The organism is Sphingomonas canadensis (assembly GCF_026013525.1).
Lineage (GTDB): Bacteria > Pseudomonadota > Alphaproteobacteria > Sphingomonadales > Sphingomonadaceae > Sphingomonas > Sphingomonas canadensis.
This window is the reverse complement of the sequence record NZ_JAPDRA010000001.1, coordinates 643,918-657,765: the sequence shown is the minus strand read 5'-3', so window position 1 is coordinate 657,765 and position 13,848 is coordinate 643,918. Positions and strand designations below refer to the sequence as shown.

The following is a 13,848-nucleotide window of genomic DNA, read 5'->3' as shown; positions in this document are numbered from 1 at the left end:
GACTCTCAGGCGGACACCGCTTCAGGTTCGCGCTCTTCGATTGCGGATTCCGCGAAACGCGCACTGCGAAGGAGCGGCATCAAATGTCGTATGAGACGCTCGCCGAGCTCGATCGGAACGGCATTGCCGATTTGAACGCCGGCGGCCATCAGACCGCCTGAGAACGTAAAATCTTCGGGGAACGTCTGAATACGGGCAGCTTGGCGCGCCGTGATCCCGTGCGGCAGCGTGGGGTGCACGAATCGCCCCTTCGACGGGTTGATGCACGCCGTGGTCATTGTCGGCGCCGGCTGCGACGGATCGATGCGCCCGTACACATCCTTATGGCCGTCATGTTTGGCATGACAGGCGAGCAGTCGTCCCGAATCGCGCCGACTGCCACCGTTGAGGGGTGTCCGCATAAAGGCGTCGATCAGATCCTTGCCGTGCTTCATATGCAGGTCGTTGGTATCGCCAGCGGCTGGCGGTGCGAACACATGCGCGCAATTCCGCCATGGCGCCAGCGTGGCATCCTTCGCGCAAGCCGTAGGGCTGCCGTGAGTGGGTTTGGGCGGCCAAGCGAGGCCGTCCAAGCTCAGGCCCCGCTTCAACCCAAGAATGAACACCCGCTTGCGGCGTTGAGGCACCCCGAAGTCGCGCGCATCGATAACCACCGGCTCCTGGACGTCGTATCCAGCGCATGCTCCTTCCATGTAGAAACGGTCAAGCGTCTCCGCATGACGGTCCCACAACATGCCCGGAACGTTTTCCATCAGGAACACCGACGGCGCGAAGGCACGTACGAACGCGAAATAGACGTGAATCAGATCGTTTCGCTCGTCGGCGATCCCTGCGCCATTCAGACGATGCGTCGAAAAGCCTTGGCACGGCGGCCCGCCGAGCAGAAGGTCGCACATCTCGTCCGGCGCATAAGCCTTGCGACGAGCCGTCGCCGGATCCATCGGCCGAATGTCGCCAGCCAAGACTACAGGCCGCCGCCTAACGCCCTTGCAGAGATTGGCTTTGTAGGTATCGACCGCATGTCGATCGCTCTCGACCGCCAAGCGCACTTCGAGCTCCGCACGTCGTGCAGCCAAAGAGAATCCGCCAGCGCCAGCAAATAGATCGACGCAATTCAATGCCTGGTTGACGGCCTGGTCTGATCTGCCACTATTCCCCACGGAACAGACTATTAGCTGTCCGGCTCACGGAATGTCGAGTGTCGACGCGCCCGATTCGAGCCTTTTCGCATTATCGGGCAAGGTGAACCGATCGCGCAAGCTCCGTTCGAGTGCGGCTTCGTTCTTGAGTTCGCATTCCCAGACGACAATTACCTGCCACCCCAGCTCGCCGAGCGCCGCGTAGGCGGCTGCGTCCCGAGCAACGTTGCGTTCAAATTTGTCGCGCCATTTTTCAGGATTGGTCGAGGGGAGTGACGCTCTGCGGCATCCTTTATGTTGGTGCCAAAAACAGCCGTGCACAAATATTGCCGTGAGCCTGGAAGGCAGAACGATGTCCGGCGTTCCCGGCAAATCCCGGCGGTGAAGCCGGAACCGCAAGCCGTTTCGATGGAGAATACGTCGGACCCGCCTCTCCGGCGAGGTGTTGGCCTGCCCGATCCTTGACATAAGAGCGCTTCGCGCGGCGGCGGACAATCGATCCATTTTTTGTATCTTCAAGGCCAACAGTGGCTTAGCCTATAACGGACGTTCTGTGCAGTTGCGAGCGATCGGCCGCTTTCTAATTTGGCAATTGACCCTCAAAGAGGCTGTAAGCGGCGCAAGCGGTCGTGGTTGAGCAAGAGTCCCGCGCGGGGTAGCATCGGGGATGCTCGCGTTTTTCGCCCACGGCCCGCACCATGCGTAACGACGTCGATCACCTGCCCACGGCGCAGCAGGCGGAGCTGGAGCGCGTCAAGCAGACGCTGATGGGCGAGTTCGTGCAGGCGATCTCTGGCGCGACGCAGCCGTGGAAGCGGAACGGGAAGATCCTCAAGATAATCCTGTTCGGGAGCTATGCGCGGAACGATTGGGTCGACGAGCCAGAGAATGGCTACCAGTCGGACTACGACCTGCTGATCATCGTCAGCCACAGCGACCTCACCGATATCGCCGACTACTGGTACGTTGCCGAGGACAAGATCCTCCACGACGAGGCGGTCGGGCGACCGGTCAACATCATCGTCCATACGCTCGACGAGGTGAACAAGGCGCTTGAACGCGGCGAGTATTTTTGGGTGGACATCGCTCGCGACGGTATCGCGCTCTACGAGCTGCCCAACCATGCACTCTCGGCGCCCCGGCCCCTGGTACCGAGAGACGCTTATGAGATGGCGCAAGGCTACTTCAACGAGCAACGAGCGTCGGTTGACGAATGGCTTGAGCTGGCAGAGGTCGCAGCCACCAAAGGGGCGGTTGGAAGCTGGCAGAACAAAGCCGCGTTCAATCTGCACCAGGCGGCCGAGACGGCGTACGCTTGCTTCCTGCTGGTGCGGACCCTCTACTTCCCCCGCTCGCACAACATCAAATTCCTGCGCTCGCTGGCCGAGGACAAGGAACCGCGGCTGATCGAAGCCTGGCCGCGCACGACACGTGTTGATCGGCGCCGGTTCGAGCTGCTGAAGCGCGCCTATGTCGAGGCGCGCTATTCGGCGAGCTACACGGTGTCGGCAGAGGACCTCGACGCGATCGCCGCGTCGGTGAAGCGGCTGCGCGACATCGTCGAGCAGGTCTGCCGCGAGCGCCTCGACGAGCTGCGCGCCGACGCGGGCGTCTGACGCCCGCCGACCTTACGAAACCTCCGGCCCCGCGCGCCCGCGCCCGACCCGCCAATTGACGCCGTCATGGCGCATGATTCCGCCGACCTCCTTGCCAATCTGCTTTTCGAGCGCCGGCCGCCAGGGCACGAGCGTGAACTCCTTCGACTTTTCGATCAGCGCGAACCGTCCGCTGGTGAGATCGAGCCGGCGCGCGAGGCGCCCCTCGATGCGGTCGCCGGAACGCACCTCGGCGAACGGCAGACCAAGCTCGTCCGACAGCTCGCCGGCGACGCGCAGCAGCTCGCGGCGCTGAAGCGCGGCGAGCAAGTTGGCGCGCACGCGCAGCTGCCCGTCCCGGTCCTCGGCAAGCCCTTGTTCGACGAGCCATTGGCGGCGGACGTCGAGCGCGGCGCGGACCTCGCGTCCGAACCCGGCATCGCGCAGCGGCGCCGGCCGATCGGCGGCGAGCTCGCGATCGAGCCATGTCGCTGCATCCGCGCGGGCGAGCTGCTCGATCGGCACCGGCGATAGCAGCTCGATCTCGACCGGACGCTCGCGGAGCTGCCGCGCTTCATAGGCGGCGGCACGGTCGATATGGTCGGCGGCGATTCGCCAGCGGCCGTCGGGCTCGCGCTCGACGCCAGCGCCCGCGCGGCGCATCGCCTCGAGCCGGCGGACATGGGTTTCGGCGAAGGCTTCGCTGGCCCGGGCGTCGTAGCGCAGATGGAACTCGACCGAGTAGTGGCCGCCGTTGGCCGCGGCGACTTCGGCGACAGTGCAATCGGCGTCGCGGACCGACGCCTCGCGCGCCGACACGCGGACGATCGCGCCCTCGGGCAGCGGCGCGGTCGCCGAGCCAAGCCCGATGTCGACATAATGGGCGCGGCCGTCGACGCCGTCGACGAGCAGATAGTGCTTGTCGCGGAGCTCGTCGGCGAGGCCGCGCGCGACCACTCGCCCGACGACCGGCGCCTGGTCCGGGTCGCCGCCGAAGATCGCACGGTCGGCGCCTTCGCGCGCGAGCCGTCGCGCGGTCAGCTCGCGCTGCATCGTGCGGATGATGTCGCCGCGCTCGGCCATGGCGCGCAGCGTCGCTTCGAGATCCCCGGCGAGGCGCCAGCGGCCCCCGCCCAGCTCCTCGGCCAAGCCCATGTTCCCAAGCGTCTTGAGCCGGCCGGCGCGGAGCGACTGCTGGAAGGGATCGCGGTCGGCGCTCGTCACGACCCGCTCGGCGTCCATCGCGCGGAGAAGCTTGCGGTCGATTCCGGTCAGCCGCTCGGCGCCGATTTCCCGGCGTAGCCGCGCCTCGATTTCGCGCGTGGTGCGCGGGCCCAGGTCTAGGGTCACGAGTTCGGCGGCGCGGGCGCGAAGCCCATGCGCGATATATTCGCGGGCGATCACCAGATTGGCGCCGTGCTCGTCGACGCCGCGCAGCAGGATGTGCGTGTGCGGATGGCCGGTGTCGAAATGGTCGACCGCGACCCAGTCGAGCCTGGTGCCCAAGTCGGTTTCCATCTGCGCCATCAGCCGGCGCGTCAGCGGCTTGAGGTCCTCATATTCGGCGCCGTCCTCGGCCGAGACGATGAAGCGGAACTGATGGCGGTCGCCGGCCGAGCGGTCGAGGAACGCTTTGCCGTCGGCATGGTCCTCGCCGGCCGAGTAGAGCCGGCCGGGCTTGCCCTCGCGGGTGACGCTGTCGCGCTGGAGGTAGCGCAGGTGCGCGCGGGCGCCGGCGATCCCCTTGCCGCCGAGCCGCACCAGCCTGGTCTTCACCACCGCGCGGCGGCTGCGGAAGGCGGCATAGCGGTCGCGGCTCGAAAGCAGCCGCCCGACCGCGGCGCCCCGACCGATCCGGCTGCCGTCGAACCGGCGGCCGGGCTTGCCCAATACCTTGCCGGCGCGTGCCGCGGCGGCGACCACCAGCCCGAGGTAGCGCCGCGACTTCCCGGCCTTGGCCTTGCCGATCCGCCCGAGCTTGGGTTCGAAGTCGTCGTCGCTCATCGGCGGCACTCCGCGCCGAGGGGAGTCTCGCGATTGCACGCGGAAACCCGCGGAAATCCGCCATTCCTGCCCGCGCCGTCTCGCGCGCCCTGTGCGCTGTCTCGTGAAAAAAGGATGTGCAGACAATCACTTGGCATGTGTCGCGAGACACTGCCTTTATCTTGCATTCGCTCTTCTTCCTTCGCTCCCTCCCCCTCGCTCCCTTGCCGGATCAAAAAGAGAGCCGAGGCACGGCGCCCATTGGACGCCGCACCCCGGCTTGAAACCCGTTGCTCAACGCGCATCGGCATAGGCGCGCCGTGCCGCGCGCTCGCTGCGGAATGTGCGCAGGCCCATCAACCCATGCGGGCATCCGTCGCCATCGACGATGCACACCGCGACGAACCATTCGCCGTCGAACCGCCCGAAAATCGCCACCCGATCGAGCTCGATTTCCTCTTCGCAATCGCCGCGATCATAGGACCCGAGCCAGCGCTCTGAGACCCGCGCATCCCAGTGGAAATCGGCCTCTTCGGCATCGAGAAAGCGCCGCGCCAGCGCTTCGCCGACCTCGCGTCCGAACTCGATCTCGAGCCCTGAAACCAGCGCCGCCATCACGCGCTCCGATGCCGCTCCGATATTTTGAATGGACATGACCATGCTCCTCAACACCGTCCTCCTGATCGAGAACGACGTTGGAGAGACGGGCGGCGGAGCGGCTGTCAGGGCCGCCGGAGCGATAGCGGAGGCGCCGCGAAGCGGACGCGGGGGGAGCCGATTTTGTTGCGCGGAAACGAACGACGCGCGCGCGAAGCGCGCTCCATTTCGCAGCAAAATTGGGGGGCACCCGCGGGCCTTGAGAGCCGTTCCGCCGCCCGTCATGCTTGGACGAACGAGACGAGCCCCCTCCCACCCCTGCGGCTCAGGGGACATCGCGGCGGATCGCAAACATGGGCGGGTGGGGAGGCGCTTCGGCAGCCGGTTCGGCGGCGATCGTGACGCTTGCGCGTACCGCGAACAGCGGATCGATCGCGCGCGATTCAGCTTCCTTGGGCGCTGGCCTCGCGGGCGCCAGCGCTTCCGGGGCGCGCCCGGTGACCTGCGCCAGATAGGCGATCGTTTCCGGCGGAAGTCGCGCCTGCCCACGCAGATAGGCGGCGTAGCGGCCGGGTCCCGCGTTGTAGGCGGCGAACAGCCCGGGATAGCCGAACCGGTCGTACATCAGCCTCAGATAGGCGGTGCCGGCGAGGATATTGTCGCGCGGATCGTCGGGATCGGCGCCGAGCCCGAGCCGCGCGCGCATCTCGGCCCAGGTGCCCGGCATCAGCTGCATCAGCCCGATCGCACCCTTGGCCGAGCGGATCGGGCGGCCGCCGCGCATCGTCCGGCCGCCGCTTTCGGCGCGCATCACGCGCACGATCCACTCGGACGGAACGCCGAAGTGGAGCGACGCCTCGGCGATGAAGCCGCGCCACTGGTCGACGGGATCGGCTGCGACGGACACCGCCGCGACCGGCGCGAGCGCGACGCACAGGCTCAGCGCGCCCATAGCAGCCGCGCCTTGCCGAGGATGTCGGCACGCTCGCTGACGCCGAAATAGCGCCCGTCGAACGAGTCCGGGCTCGCCACGACGAGCAGCAACCGCTGGCCCTCGCGCAGCCGCACGCACCCTTCCCACCAAGGGAGCGGGCGGCCCGCGCGATCGGCGGCGCGGCGCGCGACCGAAGGCTCGCCGTTGATGAAAATGCGGGCACCCAGCGCGCAGACTTCGTCACCGGGCATGGCGGCGACGCGCTTCACCAGCGGCACGTTCGACGGCAGGTAGCGGCGCTCCGCGGCGACCCAGCGGACAGCCTTCGGCGGCCAGGCGATCACCAGCTCGCCGGTCGCGGCCGGCACGCCGGGCGACACCGAATAGAGCCCGACCGGCATGCTCGGACTGGCGTTCCAGACCAGCCGCGGCGTCGGCGGCGCGACTGCGGTCGCGAGGGCGCACAGCGCGGGGATCGCGACGAGCACCGCGCGGCGGCGCAGCCGCCGGCGCGAGGCGCGGGCGCTGCGCAGCGCCTCGCCCCAGGCGAACAGCGGCCCGTCCGTCCCGCCTGCGTTACCGCTCGGCATGGCGCACCTCGCGGGCCGAATGCTCGCGCGACCAGCTGTCGAGGTCGTCGATATGATATTGGACGTAGCGGCTGTGGCGCCGGAACACCGGGCCCTTGCCGCTGGTGCGCAGCTTCCTGAGCAGCCGCGCCGACAGCGCCAGATAGGCCGCCGCCTGGTCGGTGGTGAGGAAGGGCGTGCCGCGCCGCGCCCGTGCGGCGCGCGCGATCGTATCGTCGTCGTCCATGGCTCGGAATCGTCCGCTTCACCGAGGGGCGGGATTGCCGCCCGGTTCCGCAGCCGTGCCGCGTCGGCCCTCGATCCGGGAGGATCGCAAACGAGGGCCTGCGAATTCGATCCGGCTTGGCCCCGCGCCGAGTGCGGCGCGGGGCCCGGGTCCGGCTCAGTCGGCCGGATTCCAGATCAGCGCGAACACGTCGTCGTCGTCCTGGCCCGCCGCGCGGCCGAGGTTAGCGTAGAGCCGGCGCGGTCCGAACTCGGGCGCGGCGAGGCTCAGCGACACATAGTCCTTGCCCGAGGTCTCGCCGTGGCGGACCCAGCCCGCGCCGATCTCGACGCCGCCGGCGACGACGCGATAGTCCGGCTGCACCTCGCTCGACTTGTTGCGGTTGGGGCTGATCTCGATCTCGGCGCGGATCGACAGCGTCTTGAGCTGGCCCTTGAAGCCGCCGTTGGCGGTGCGGCTGACGGTTCCGATCGAAGGCATTTTAGGTCTCCTTGGACTTCGCCCGCGACCCTTTCGCGTGCGATGGGCGGCCCTGAGGAGCGGCGCCAGCGGGACGCGCGAACCGCCAGGCCGAAGCGGCAGCGGAGGACCGGAGCGGCGGGCTCATTTGCAGCGAAGCGGCCGCGAGGAGCCGGCGAAATCGGGGTCCCCGCGTGGCCTGCCACGTGGGGTGATCGACGGCGGGGAAATGAGTTCGTCCGCGATGGTTTTGCGGGGACTGCGGCCGATCCAGGCCGACGCACGACGCAGCGGAAGGACGCGGGATAGGGCTGGCGACCGGAACCTCGTTCGGACCTCAGCCGGCAATTCGCCGTTGCGCAAGGGCCACATCGGAGCTGGATTTCGGCCGTGAATCGAGTCGCCCGGACGCCAACCACAGGCGCTGCCGAGACGGGTTTCGCGCTCATGTCGTAGTTCAGGCGGCCGATGACATCTTCCATCTGACCTGGCCATTGGCGAAGCGCCTAGCTTCGCGCCGCCAGATACCCTCGGAGCGGTTCATGGACATCATGTATGCGCGGTGGGGGATCCCCGACGCGGATGCAACGCAGCACAGCGTCAGGCGGGCGGCGGTCGCGGATATTGCGTCCTTGGTTGAGTGCCTCAAACTGCCGTTTTGCGGCGAGAAAGTTGGTCGCGAGATCGCGCGGCTTGCAGCAGCGGCCGTATCTTCCACCGCTGTCGCAACTGCACAGCTCATCGTCTGTGAACTCGACGAGTCTGTAATAGGGCAAGGGCCGACCAGCGGGGTCGAGCAGCGCATATTGCCTTCCGGGCCATCGCCCGAACACTGCCAGATGAACATGCCGCAATGCCCATAGGCTGTAGAGATCGAGCAAAGTTCGAAGATCATCTCCGGGCGACCATGCCCGGTCGTTCACGCTGGAATAAGCGCAGACCGATCCATCGAAGAAGTTGGTATGGCGGTCCCCTATCCATTCAATGTGGCCGCCCTGATTCCAAAAGGCCCAGCCCCTGGGCTCAACATCCGGGGTATCGGGCAGCGCGATTACGAATATGGCTTCCCGCCCTAGGCCAGCTAGAAGCCGACTGCGGGCGGAAAGCCATACGCCATGCTCATCGGCGGTGAGCGCAGCTCCGGGGTAAGCCCCCTGCACATTATCTAGCTGCCGCTGATAGTCGGCAGAGAGGCAGCGGAGCCGTGGTTCGGCACCGGGCGGCCGTGGTCGACCGGTCGGCCTTTGCCGTCGGGCGGACCCTTGCCATGGCCGGGTTGCGGGTCCTCCCGCTCCTTGTCGTTGCTCATTGTTTTTCTCCTGGACGAGTGTTGAACCAGGCTCCGGATCGAGGATCACAATGCCCTCATTCCTCACCCGAACGGGCTGACGCGCGTCCAAACCTTCGCCAATCCGCTGCAACTCAGCGCGCGCATCGTCACTCAACAACACTTCCATTCTGGCTGGCGATGTGCGAGTCTGTGTCACCAGCACAGTGGATGCATCCCAGGGAGGGGGTGTGTCAACCCGTGCTGATCGCACAGTGGGTGGTAATGGATAATTTCGAGGAAAAACTCGTTCGGGCGGTTCGCGAGAAGCGCGATCGCGAAGGCCTCAGCATCAGGGCGCTATCGGGAATTGTAGGAATCAGTTTTTCGACTCTGGCTCGTATCGAGCGGGGGGAAGGCTCACCCGATAACAATTCCAAAATTCGACTGCTCGAGTGGCTCGGCGCTGATGCCGACAAGCATCAGCTCGGCTTCGACCAAGTGGCATTTGTGCATTTCCGCGCGGGAAAAGGCGCGTCGTCCGGGACAGTACAAACCCTGCTTCGCGCCGCCGTCTGCCTTCGGCAGCACTATGCAGAAGGCGACGCATCAGAACCAGGCAACGCGTCGGCCGATGGCGAAATTATTCCCATGTCCAAGGAGGAGCTCGAGCAGACGGCAGAGGCTTTTCGCAAGGATCTCGGCCTCAAGAAGAACGATCCCTTGGATCCCTTCCACCTTTCCGTCGATTCGGTTGTGGTCGAACGGTTACGGACATCGTCGTGCATTGACGCCAAGACGAAGCGCATACTCGCTGGACCCGCCTGCGGAGAGTGGTCGGCGATGAGCGTGCCTCTAAACGCCGATCAGGATAGCTGGGTGGTCTTCCTGAACGATTGCCACACGATAGAGCGGCAGCGTGTTACCCTGCTTGAGGAATATTGGCATATCCTTTCGGGGCACAAGCTTACCAAGATAGCAAAAATCGCGGGAGCGTTTGGGCGCACATATGACAGTGCCGAGGAGCACGACGCGTATTTTCTTGCCTCAGCTACACTCCTTCCGCGAGACGCGGTCAAACGCATGGTGAGTGAAGGTAAGGGTGCCGCCCACATCGCTGCGACCTATGGGACTTCGCCCGAGCTGGTCGAATATCGCATCAAACGCCTCGGACTCTGGCGCGAGCATGTCGGTAAGAAGGTAAGCCTTTCGACGCCGTAGAGCGATACGTGATCAGAATCATTGCCGCGCGCCGCGGCCCGAAGGGCGGCGGCGCGCGGCCGAATTTTGACCCCTTTCCGAGCAGGAAACAGGCGGCGGCACGCGCCGCCGCCCGCCCCTTCTCACGCCGCGAGCGGCACCGCCTCGGGCTCCGGCTGCGCGACCGGCTCCGCTTCCGGATCGGGCTCGGGAAGCGCGACCGCGCCCGGCGACGCCGGGTCCGGCTCGTCGTCGGCAGTGAGTGCGGCGACCACCAGCGCACGCGCCTTGACCGTGCCGACGCCGCCGCGAGTGGTATAAGCGTCGGGCGGGAACGCCATCCACTTCGGCACCCAGCCCTCGACCTTGGCGCGCCCGCCCGCGCCGTCGAGGCAGTCGCGGATGATACGCTTCATCGTCGCGCCCTTCTCCTTGGCGTTGGCGTCGGCGACGCTCTTGCCCGCGACCTCGGCGACGAGCATGGCGAGCACTTCCTTGTCGCGGACCTGCTCGAAAAAGGCGTTGTCGGCCTGCCACCAGTCGGCCATGCGCACGCCGATCTCGGCGCCGACTGCCTCGACCGCAGCGCTTCCGGCGGCGAGGCTCTCGCCGATCACGATGGCGTTCACGTCGAGCACCTCGGCGTCGCCGAGCGCGAGCAGCCGCAAGAACACGCCGACGATGCCACAGGAGTCGCCGTTGCCGCCGACCACGGTCGGCTCCTCGGGATCGAAGCCGAGCAGGCCCAGCACCGCGCGGCGGCGCTCGTCGAACGCCGTCTCGCCGAGGCAGGTTTCGACGCTCTCGCGGACCACGTCGTTCGGCGCGGACTGCGGCTCGGGACGAACGCTCCACAGGTGCGAGCCGGTGATCGCGTGCGCAACCATCAGCCGCAGCGCGATCTGCGGGTGGCCGGTCAGCGCGGCGCGGACGGCGGCGTGGCGGTGCAGGTCGATATAGCCCTGCATCGCGCTCGTCACCTCGGGCCGCTGCGGCTTGGTGGCGGGCGCGGCGGTATCGCCGCCGTCCTCGCCGTCGCCGCGCCGCGCGCGCTGGGCTTCCTTGCGCGTCAGATAGCCCTCGTGGAAGGTCACTTCGCCGCGCGGGGAGACGACGATATAGACGCGCCCGCCCTTGCGCTTGGGCGCCTTCTCATACTCCCACGAATGGAAATGCGCGTCGGGTCCGACCACCACCGCATCGCTCCATCCCGCGTCGAGATAGGCGGCGCGCCGCGTCTCGACCGCTTCGTTCTGCGCGGTCCAGAACGCCGCCACGTCCGCGAAATAGCGGTCCTCGCCGAACAGGTCGGCGACGGTGGCGATCCCGCTCGCGTCCACGTCGAACAGCGCGTTGGCGACCGGCACCGACGCGCCGCCGAACAGCCAAGCCTTGAGCTGGTGGCCGGTCGGGCAATAGGCCGACTCGTCGTCATAGAGCGCGAGCCAGTCCTTCTGCCGGCCCTTGCTCGCCAGCGTCAGGTGGCGGACCGTCGCAGCGTCGATCTGCTCCTTCCGATAGAGGTCGCGGATGCGCGGCAGCAGGTTGCCGAGCGCGAGCACGCGCTTGATCGTGAGTTCGGGAAGCCCGAACGTCGCGACCAGCTCGGCGAGGCTGCGGCCCTCCTTCACCAGCCGGGTGAACGTCTCCCACTGCGTCACTTCGTCGGGGTCGAGCCGGGCGAGGTTCTCGATCAGCGAGGCCTCGACCGCATCGGCATCGTCGCCGCCTTCGAGGATCGCGCATGGCAGCGGCTCGGCGTCGGGCGGATTGGCGGGCTCGGCGGCGCGGCGTTCCTCGGCGACGATCCGCGCGGCGTGGAAGCGCCGCGCGCCGCCGACGATCTCGAACACGCCGGGATCGCAATTGGCGCGCACGATCAGCGGCTGGATGACGCCGCGCGTACGCACGGTCGGCAGGATGTCGGACACATCCGGGGCCTTCTTCGCATAGCGCATATTGGCCTTGCTGACGGTCAGCTTGTCCAAGGGAATGAATTCGAGTTTCATGGCACTGCTCCTGTCTGGAGTGCCGGTCCCGTCGCGCTTGGCTGTGAGGCGGGACCGGCTTCGATGCGGCGAGGACGCGCCGCGCGTCAGGGAACCCATCAAAGTAATACTTTGATGGGGCCCTCAGCCGTCCTCGTCAGAGGACGGAAGCGGGTCGGAGAGGATCGCGCCGCGCGTGTGCGCGAGCCGCTCGGCGAGCAGGATCGAGCCGGAGAGCCGCGCGGTCCTGGCCCAGACCGACAGCGGCACGTCGCTCGCGAACAAGAGGTCGCGCTCGATGCCGAGCCCGAACGGCAAGCGGATCGCCGCCAGCTCGGACAGGCTGAACGTGCCCAGCTCGGGGCAGCCGAAGCCCAAGTCGGCGAGCCCGAACAGCGTATCGCCGTCGGCATGAAGCTCGGTCGCCAAGCCATGTCGCGGGGCCGAGGGGATTGAAGAATTTGACCAGCGGCGCGGGGTCGTGGCCGGGCTGGTCGGGGGCGTCGCCGTTGCGGCGCAGCGCCGCGCGCAGCTCGGGGGTGAGCAGGTTCATCGGTCGGACTCCTTGGGGAAGGCAGGGGAGGAAGGCCGGTCGGGCGGCGCGGCGGGCGTCGGAGCGGACAGGGGCGCGAACAGCTCGAGCTGGTCGCGCGCGGCCAAGTCGAACAGGCCGAGGTCGCAGGGGCGCTGGGGCTTCCTCGCCGCAAGCGGCTGCGCCGCGCGCAATGCCAGCCGGTCGGCTTGGGTAATCGGCACGACGCCGGGAACGAGGCTCTGCACGCCGATCGGCGTCGCCTCGGCCTCGAAGCGGGGCGGCGCGAGAGCGGCAGGCGCGGGCGCGGTCACGCCGCCCGCTCCCGCGCCGCGTCCTGCGCTGCATGGTGCCGCGCGAGCAGCCAGTCGGCGGCCTTGGTCGCGGCGCTGGCGGCGCGGAAGATCGCGCGATTGTCCTTGCGCAGCACGTCGAGCCAGCTCGCGATATAGTCGGCGTGGCGAACGGTCGGCGCGATGCCGAGCGCCGCGCACAGAAACGCGGAACCCATTTCGGCGACCAGTTCCTCGCGGGCGTAGGGCTTGCTGCCGAAGCTGCCCGACTGGTCGCGGTCCAGCCGCGCGCGATGCCCGGTCGCGTGGGTCAGCTCGTGCAGGCAGGTGCGGTAATAGTTGACCTGCTCGAAAAAGGCGGGCTGCGGCGGGACCTGCACATAATCGTGCGCGGGCGCATAGAAGGCGCGGTTGCCGCCGATCCGGAAGTCGACGCCGCTCGCCGCGATGCAGGCTTCGGCGACGGGGACGATCTCGCGTTCGGGAAGCGGCACTGGATCGGGGGCGAGTCCCTCGCGCAGGCCCTCGCACTGCGCGACGTTGAACACGGTGAAGCGCTTTAGGAACGGGATGGCGCGGCTGCGCGCGTCGTCGGGCGAGACGGGCTCGCCGCCTTCTGAGCGCCCCGCGCCGCTCTCGCCTTCCGCCCCGCCCGCCCTGCCGGTCTTGTCGGCATCGCGCGGGACGAAGCGGTTGGCATAGACGACGCTGGTGCCGTGCTCGCCCTTGCGCACGCAGCCGCCTGCCTCCTGCGCCTGCCGGAAGGTGAGCCAGCTCTGCGAGGGGTAGCCATGATGGATGACCGCGCCCCACAGGATCAGGACGTTGACGCCGCTATAGGGGCGGCGGCTGAGCGCGTTTCGCGGCAGCCCGGGTCCGGGGCCTTGCGCGCCCCAAGGCTGCACCCACGGCAGCCGCCCGGCTTCGAGTTCGGCGATGATGCGGTCGGTGACTTCGTCGTACAGGCTGACGCGGTCGCCGCTGCGCGCCGGGGTCCGGCGGCCGGTCTTGGCGGAACGCTTGGAGCTGGAATGCACGAATCGCC

The 13,848-nt window shown here is 67.6% G+C and carries 15 protein-coding genes and 1 pseudogene; 3 read left to right on the top strand and 13 right to left on the bottom strand.

Features of this window, described 5'->3' with window-relative positions; translation table 11 throughout:
• Window positions 1–5 precede the first annotated feature (5 nt).
• Window positions 6–1,160, bottom strand: coding sequence for a DNA cytosine methyltransferase (locus tag OM513_RS03230; RefSeq protein WP_264942689.1), 1,155 nt, complete (start codon window positions 1,158–1,160; stop codon window positions 6–8).
• 24 nt (window positions 1,161–1,184) lie between these two features.
• Window positions 1,185–1,664 carry a very short patch repair endonuclease gene (locus OM513_RS03225; RefSeq protein ID WP_264942688.1) on the bottom strand — a complete coding sequence of 160 codons (480 nt, stop codon included), beginning with the start codon at window positions 1,662–1,664 and terminating at the stop codon, window positions 1,185–1,187.
• Window positions 1,665–1,837: 173 nt separating this feature from the next.
• Between OM513_RS03225 and OM513_RS03220 the strand changes: the two genes are divergently transcribed.
• On the top strand, window positions 1,838–2,755 hold the full coding sequence (locus OM513_RS03220; protein WP_264942687.1) for a HEPN domain-containing protein: 918 nt from the start codon (window positions 1,838–1,840) through the stop codon (window positions 2,753–2,755).
• 12 nt (window positions 2,756–2,767) lie between these two features.
• On the opposite strand, the gene rlxS is transcribed toward OM513_RS03220, so the two are convergent.
• The 6 genes from rlxS to OM513_RS03190 all read right to left on the bottom strand — a co-directional run bounded on the left by rlxS (window position 2,768) and on the right by OM513_RS03190 (window position 7,544).
• Window positions 2,768–4,738, bottom strand: a complete 1,971-nt coding sequence (gene rlxS, locus OM513_RS03215) for a relaxase/mobilization nuclease RlxS (protein WP_264943031.1) — start codon at window positions 4,736–4,738, stop codon at window positions 2,768–2,770.
• A 273-nt stretch (window positions 4,739–5,011) separates the two neighbouring features.
• Entirely contained in the window at window positions 5,012–5,332 is a 321-nt protein-coding gene (locus OM513_RS03210; RefSeq protein WP_264942686.1) for a hypothetical protein, read from the bottom strand.
• A gap of 307 nt (window positions 5,333–5,639) precedes the next feature.
• Window positions 5,640–6,266, bottom strand: a complete 627-nt coding sequence (locus OM513_RS03205) for a lytic transglycosylase domain-containing protein (RefSeq protein ID WP_264942685.1) — start codon at window positions 6,264–6,266, stop codon at window positions 5,640–5,642.
• Window positions 6,254–6,838: a S26 family signal peptidase gene (locus OM513_RS03200; protein ID WP_264942684.1), complete on the bottom strand. Its 585-nt coding sequence runs from the start codon at window positions 6,836–6,838 to the stop codon at window positions 6,254–6,256. Before OM513_RS03200 ends, OM513_RS03205 begins: the two co-directional genes overlap by 13 nt.
• Window positions 6,825–7,064: a helix-turn-helix domain-containing protein gene (locus OM513_RS03195; RefSeq protein WP_264942683.1), complete on the bottom strand. Its 240-nt coding sequence runs from the start codon at window positions 7,062–7,064 to the stop codon at window positions 6,825–6,827. The genes OM513_RS03200 and OM513_RS03195 overlap by 14 nt, the downstream gene beginning before the upstream one ends.
• 156 nt (window positions 7,065–7,220) lie before the next feature.
• The gene (locus tag OM513_RS03190; RefSeq protein WP_264942682.1) at window positions 7,221–7,544 is read right to left on the bottom strand and encodes a DUF736 domain-containing protein; all 324 of its coding nucleotides are present in this window, start codon (window positions 7,542–7,544) and stop codon (window positions 7,221–7,223) included.
• 521 nt (window positions 7,545–8,065) lie between these two features.
• Here OM513_RS03190 and OM513_RS03185 point away from each other — a divergent pair.
• Window positions 8,066–8,386, top strand: a complete 321-nt coding sequence (locus OM513_RS03185) for a hypothetical protein (RefSeq protein WP_264942681.1) — start codon at window positions 8,066–8,068, stop codon at window positions 8,384–8,386.
• 302 nt (window positions 8,387–8,688) lie between these two features.
• On the opposite strand, the gene OM513_RS03180 is transcribed toward OM513_RS03185, so the two are convergent.
• Complete coding sequence (locus OM513_RS03180) at window positions 8,689–8,832, bottom strand: hypothetical protein (protein WP_264942680.1); 144 nt, start codon at window positions 8,830–8,832, stop codon at window positions 8,689–8,691.
• Between the two features lie 219 nt (window positions 8,833–9,051).
• On the opposite strand from OM513_RS03180, the gene OM513_RS03175 reads away from it, so the two are divergent.
• Window positions 9,052–10,011 carry a helix-turn-helix domain-containing protein gene (locus OM513_RS03175; RefSeq protein ID WP_264942679.1) on the top strand — a complete coding sequence of 320 codons (960 nt, stop codon included), beginning with the start codon at window positions 9,052–9,054 and terminating at the stop codon, window positions 10,009–10,011.
• A 122-nt stretch (window positions 10,012–10,133) separates the two neighbouring features.
• Here the strand turns inward: OM513_RS03175 and OM513_RS03170 are convergent, their stop codons facing one another.
• The 4 genes and pseudogenes from OM513_RS03170 to OM513_RS03155 all read right to left on the bottom strand — a co-directional run bounded on the left by OM513_RS03170 (window position 10,134) and on the right by OM513_RS03155 (window position 13,840).
• A complete protein-coding gene (locus OM513_RS03170; protein WP_264942678.1) occupies window positions 10,134–11,999 on the bottom strand; it encodes a ParB N-terminal domain-containing protein in 1,866 nt (621 codons plus the stop codon).
• A gap of 123 nt (window positions 12,000–12,122) precedes the next feature.
• A pseudogene (locus OM513_RS03165) lies at window positions 12,123–12,531 on the bottom strand (DUF2958 domain-containing protein).
• Window positions 12,528–12,824: a hypothetical protein gene (locus tag OM513_RS03160; protein WP_264942677.1), complete on the bottom strand. Its 297-nt coding sequence runs from the start codon at window positions 12,822–12,824 to the stop codon at window positions 12,528–12,530. The pseudogene OM513_RS03165 and the gene OM513_RS03160 overlap by 4 nt, the downstream one beginning before the upstream one ends.
• Complete coding sequence (locus OM513_RS03155) at window positions 12,821–13,840, bottom strand: ArdC family protein (protein ID WP_264942676.1); 1,020 nt, start codon at window positions 13,838–13,840, stop codon at window positions 12,821–12,823. The genes OM513_RS03160 and OM513_RS03155 overlap by 4 nt, the downstream gene beginning before the upstream one ends.
• Between the last annotated feature and the right edge of the window lie 8 nt (window positions 13,841–13,848).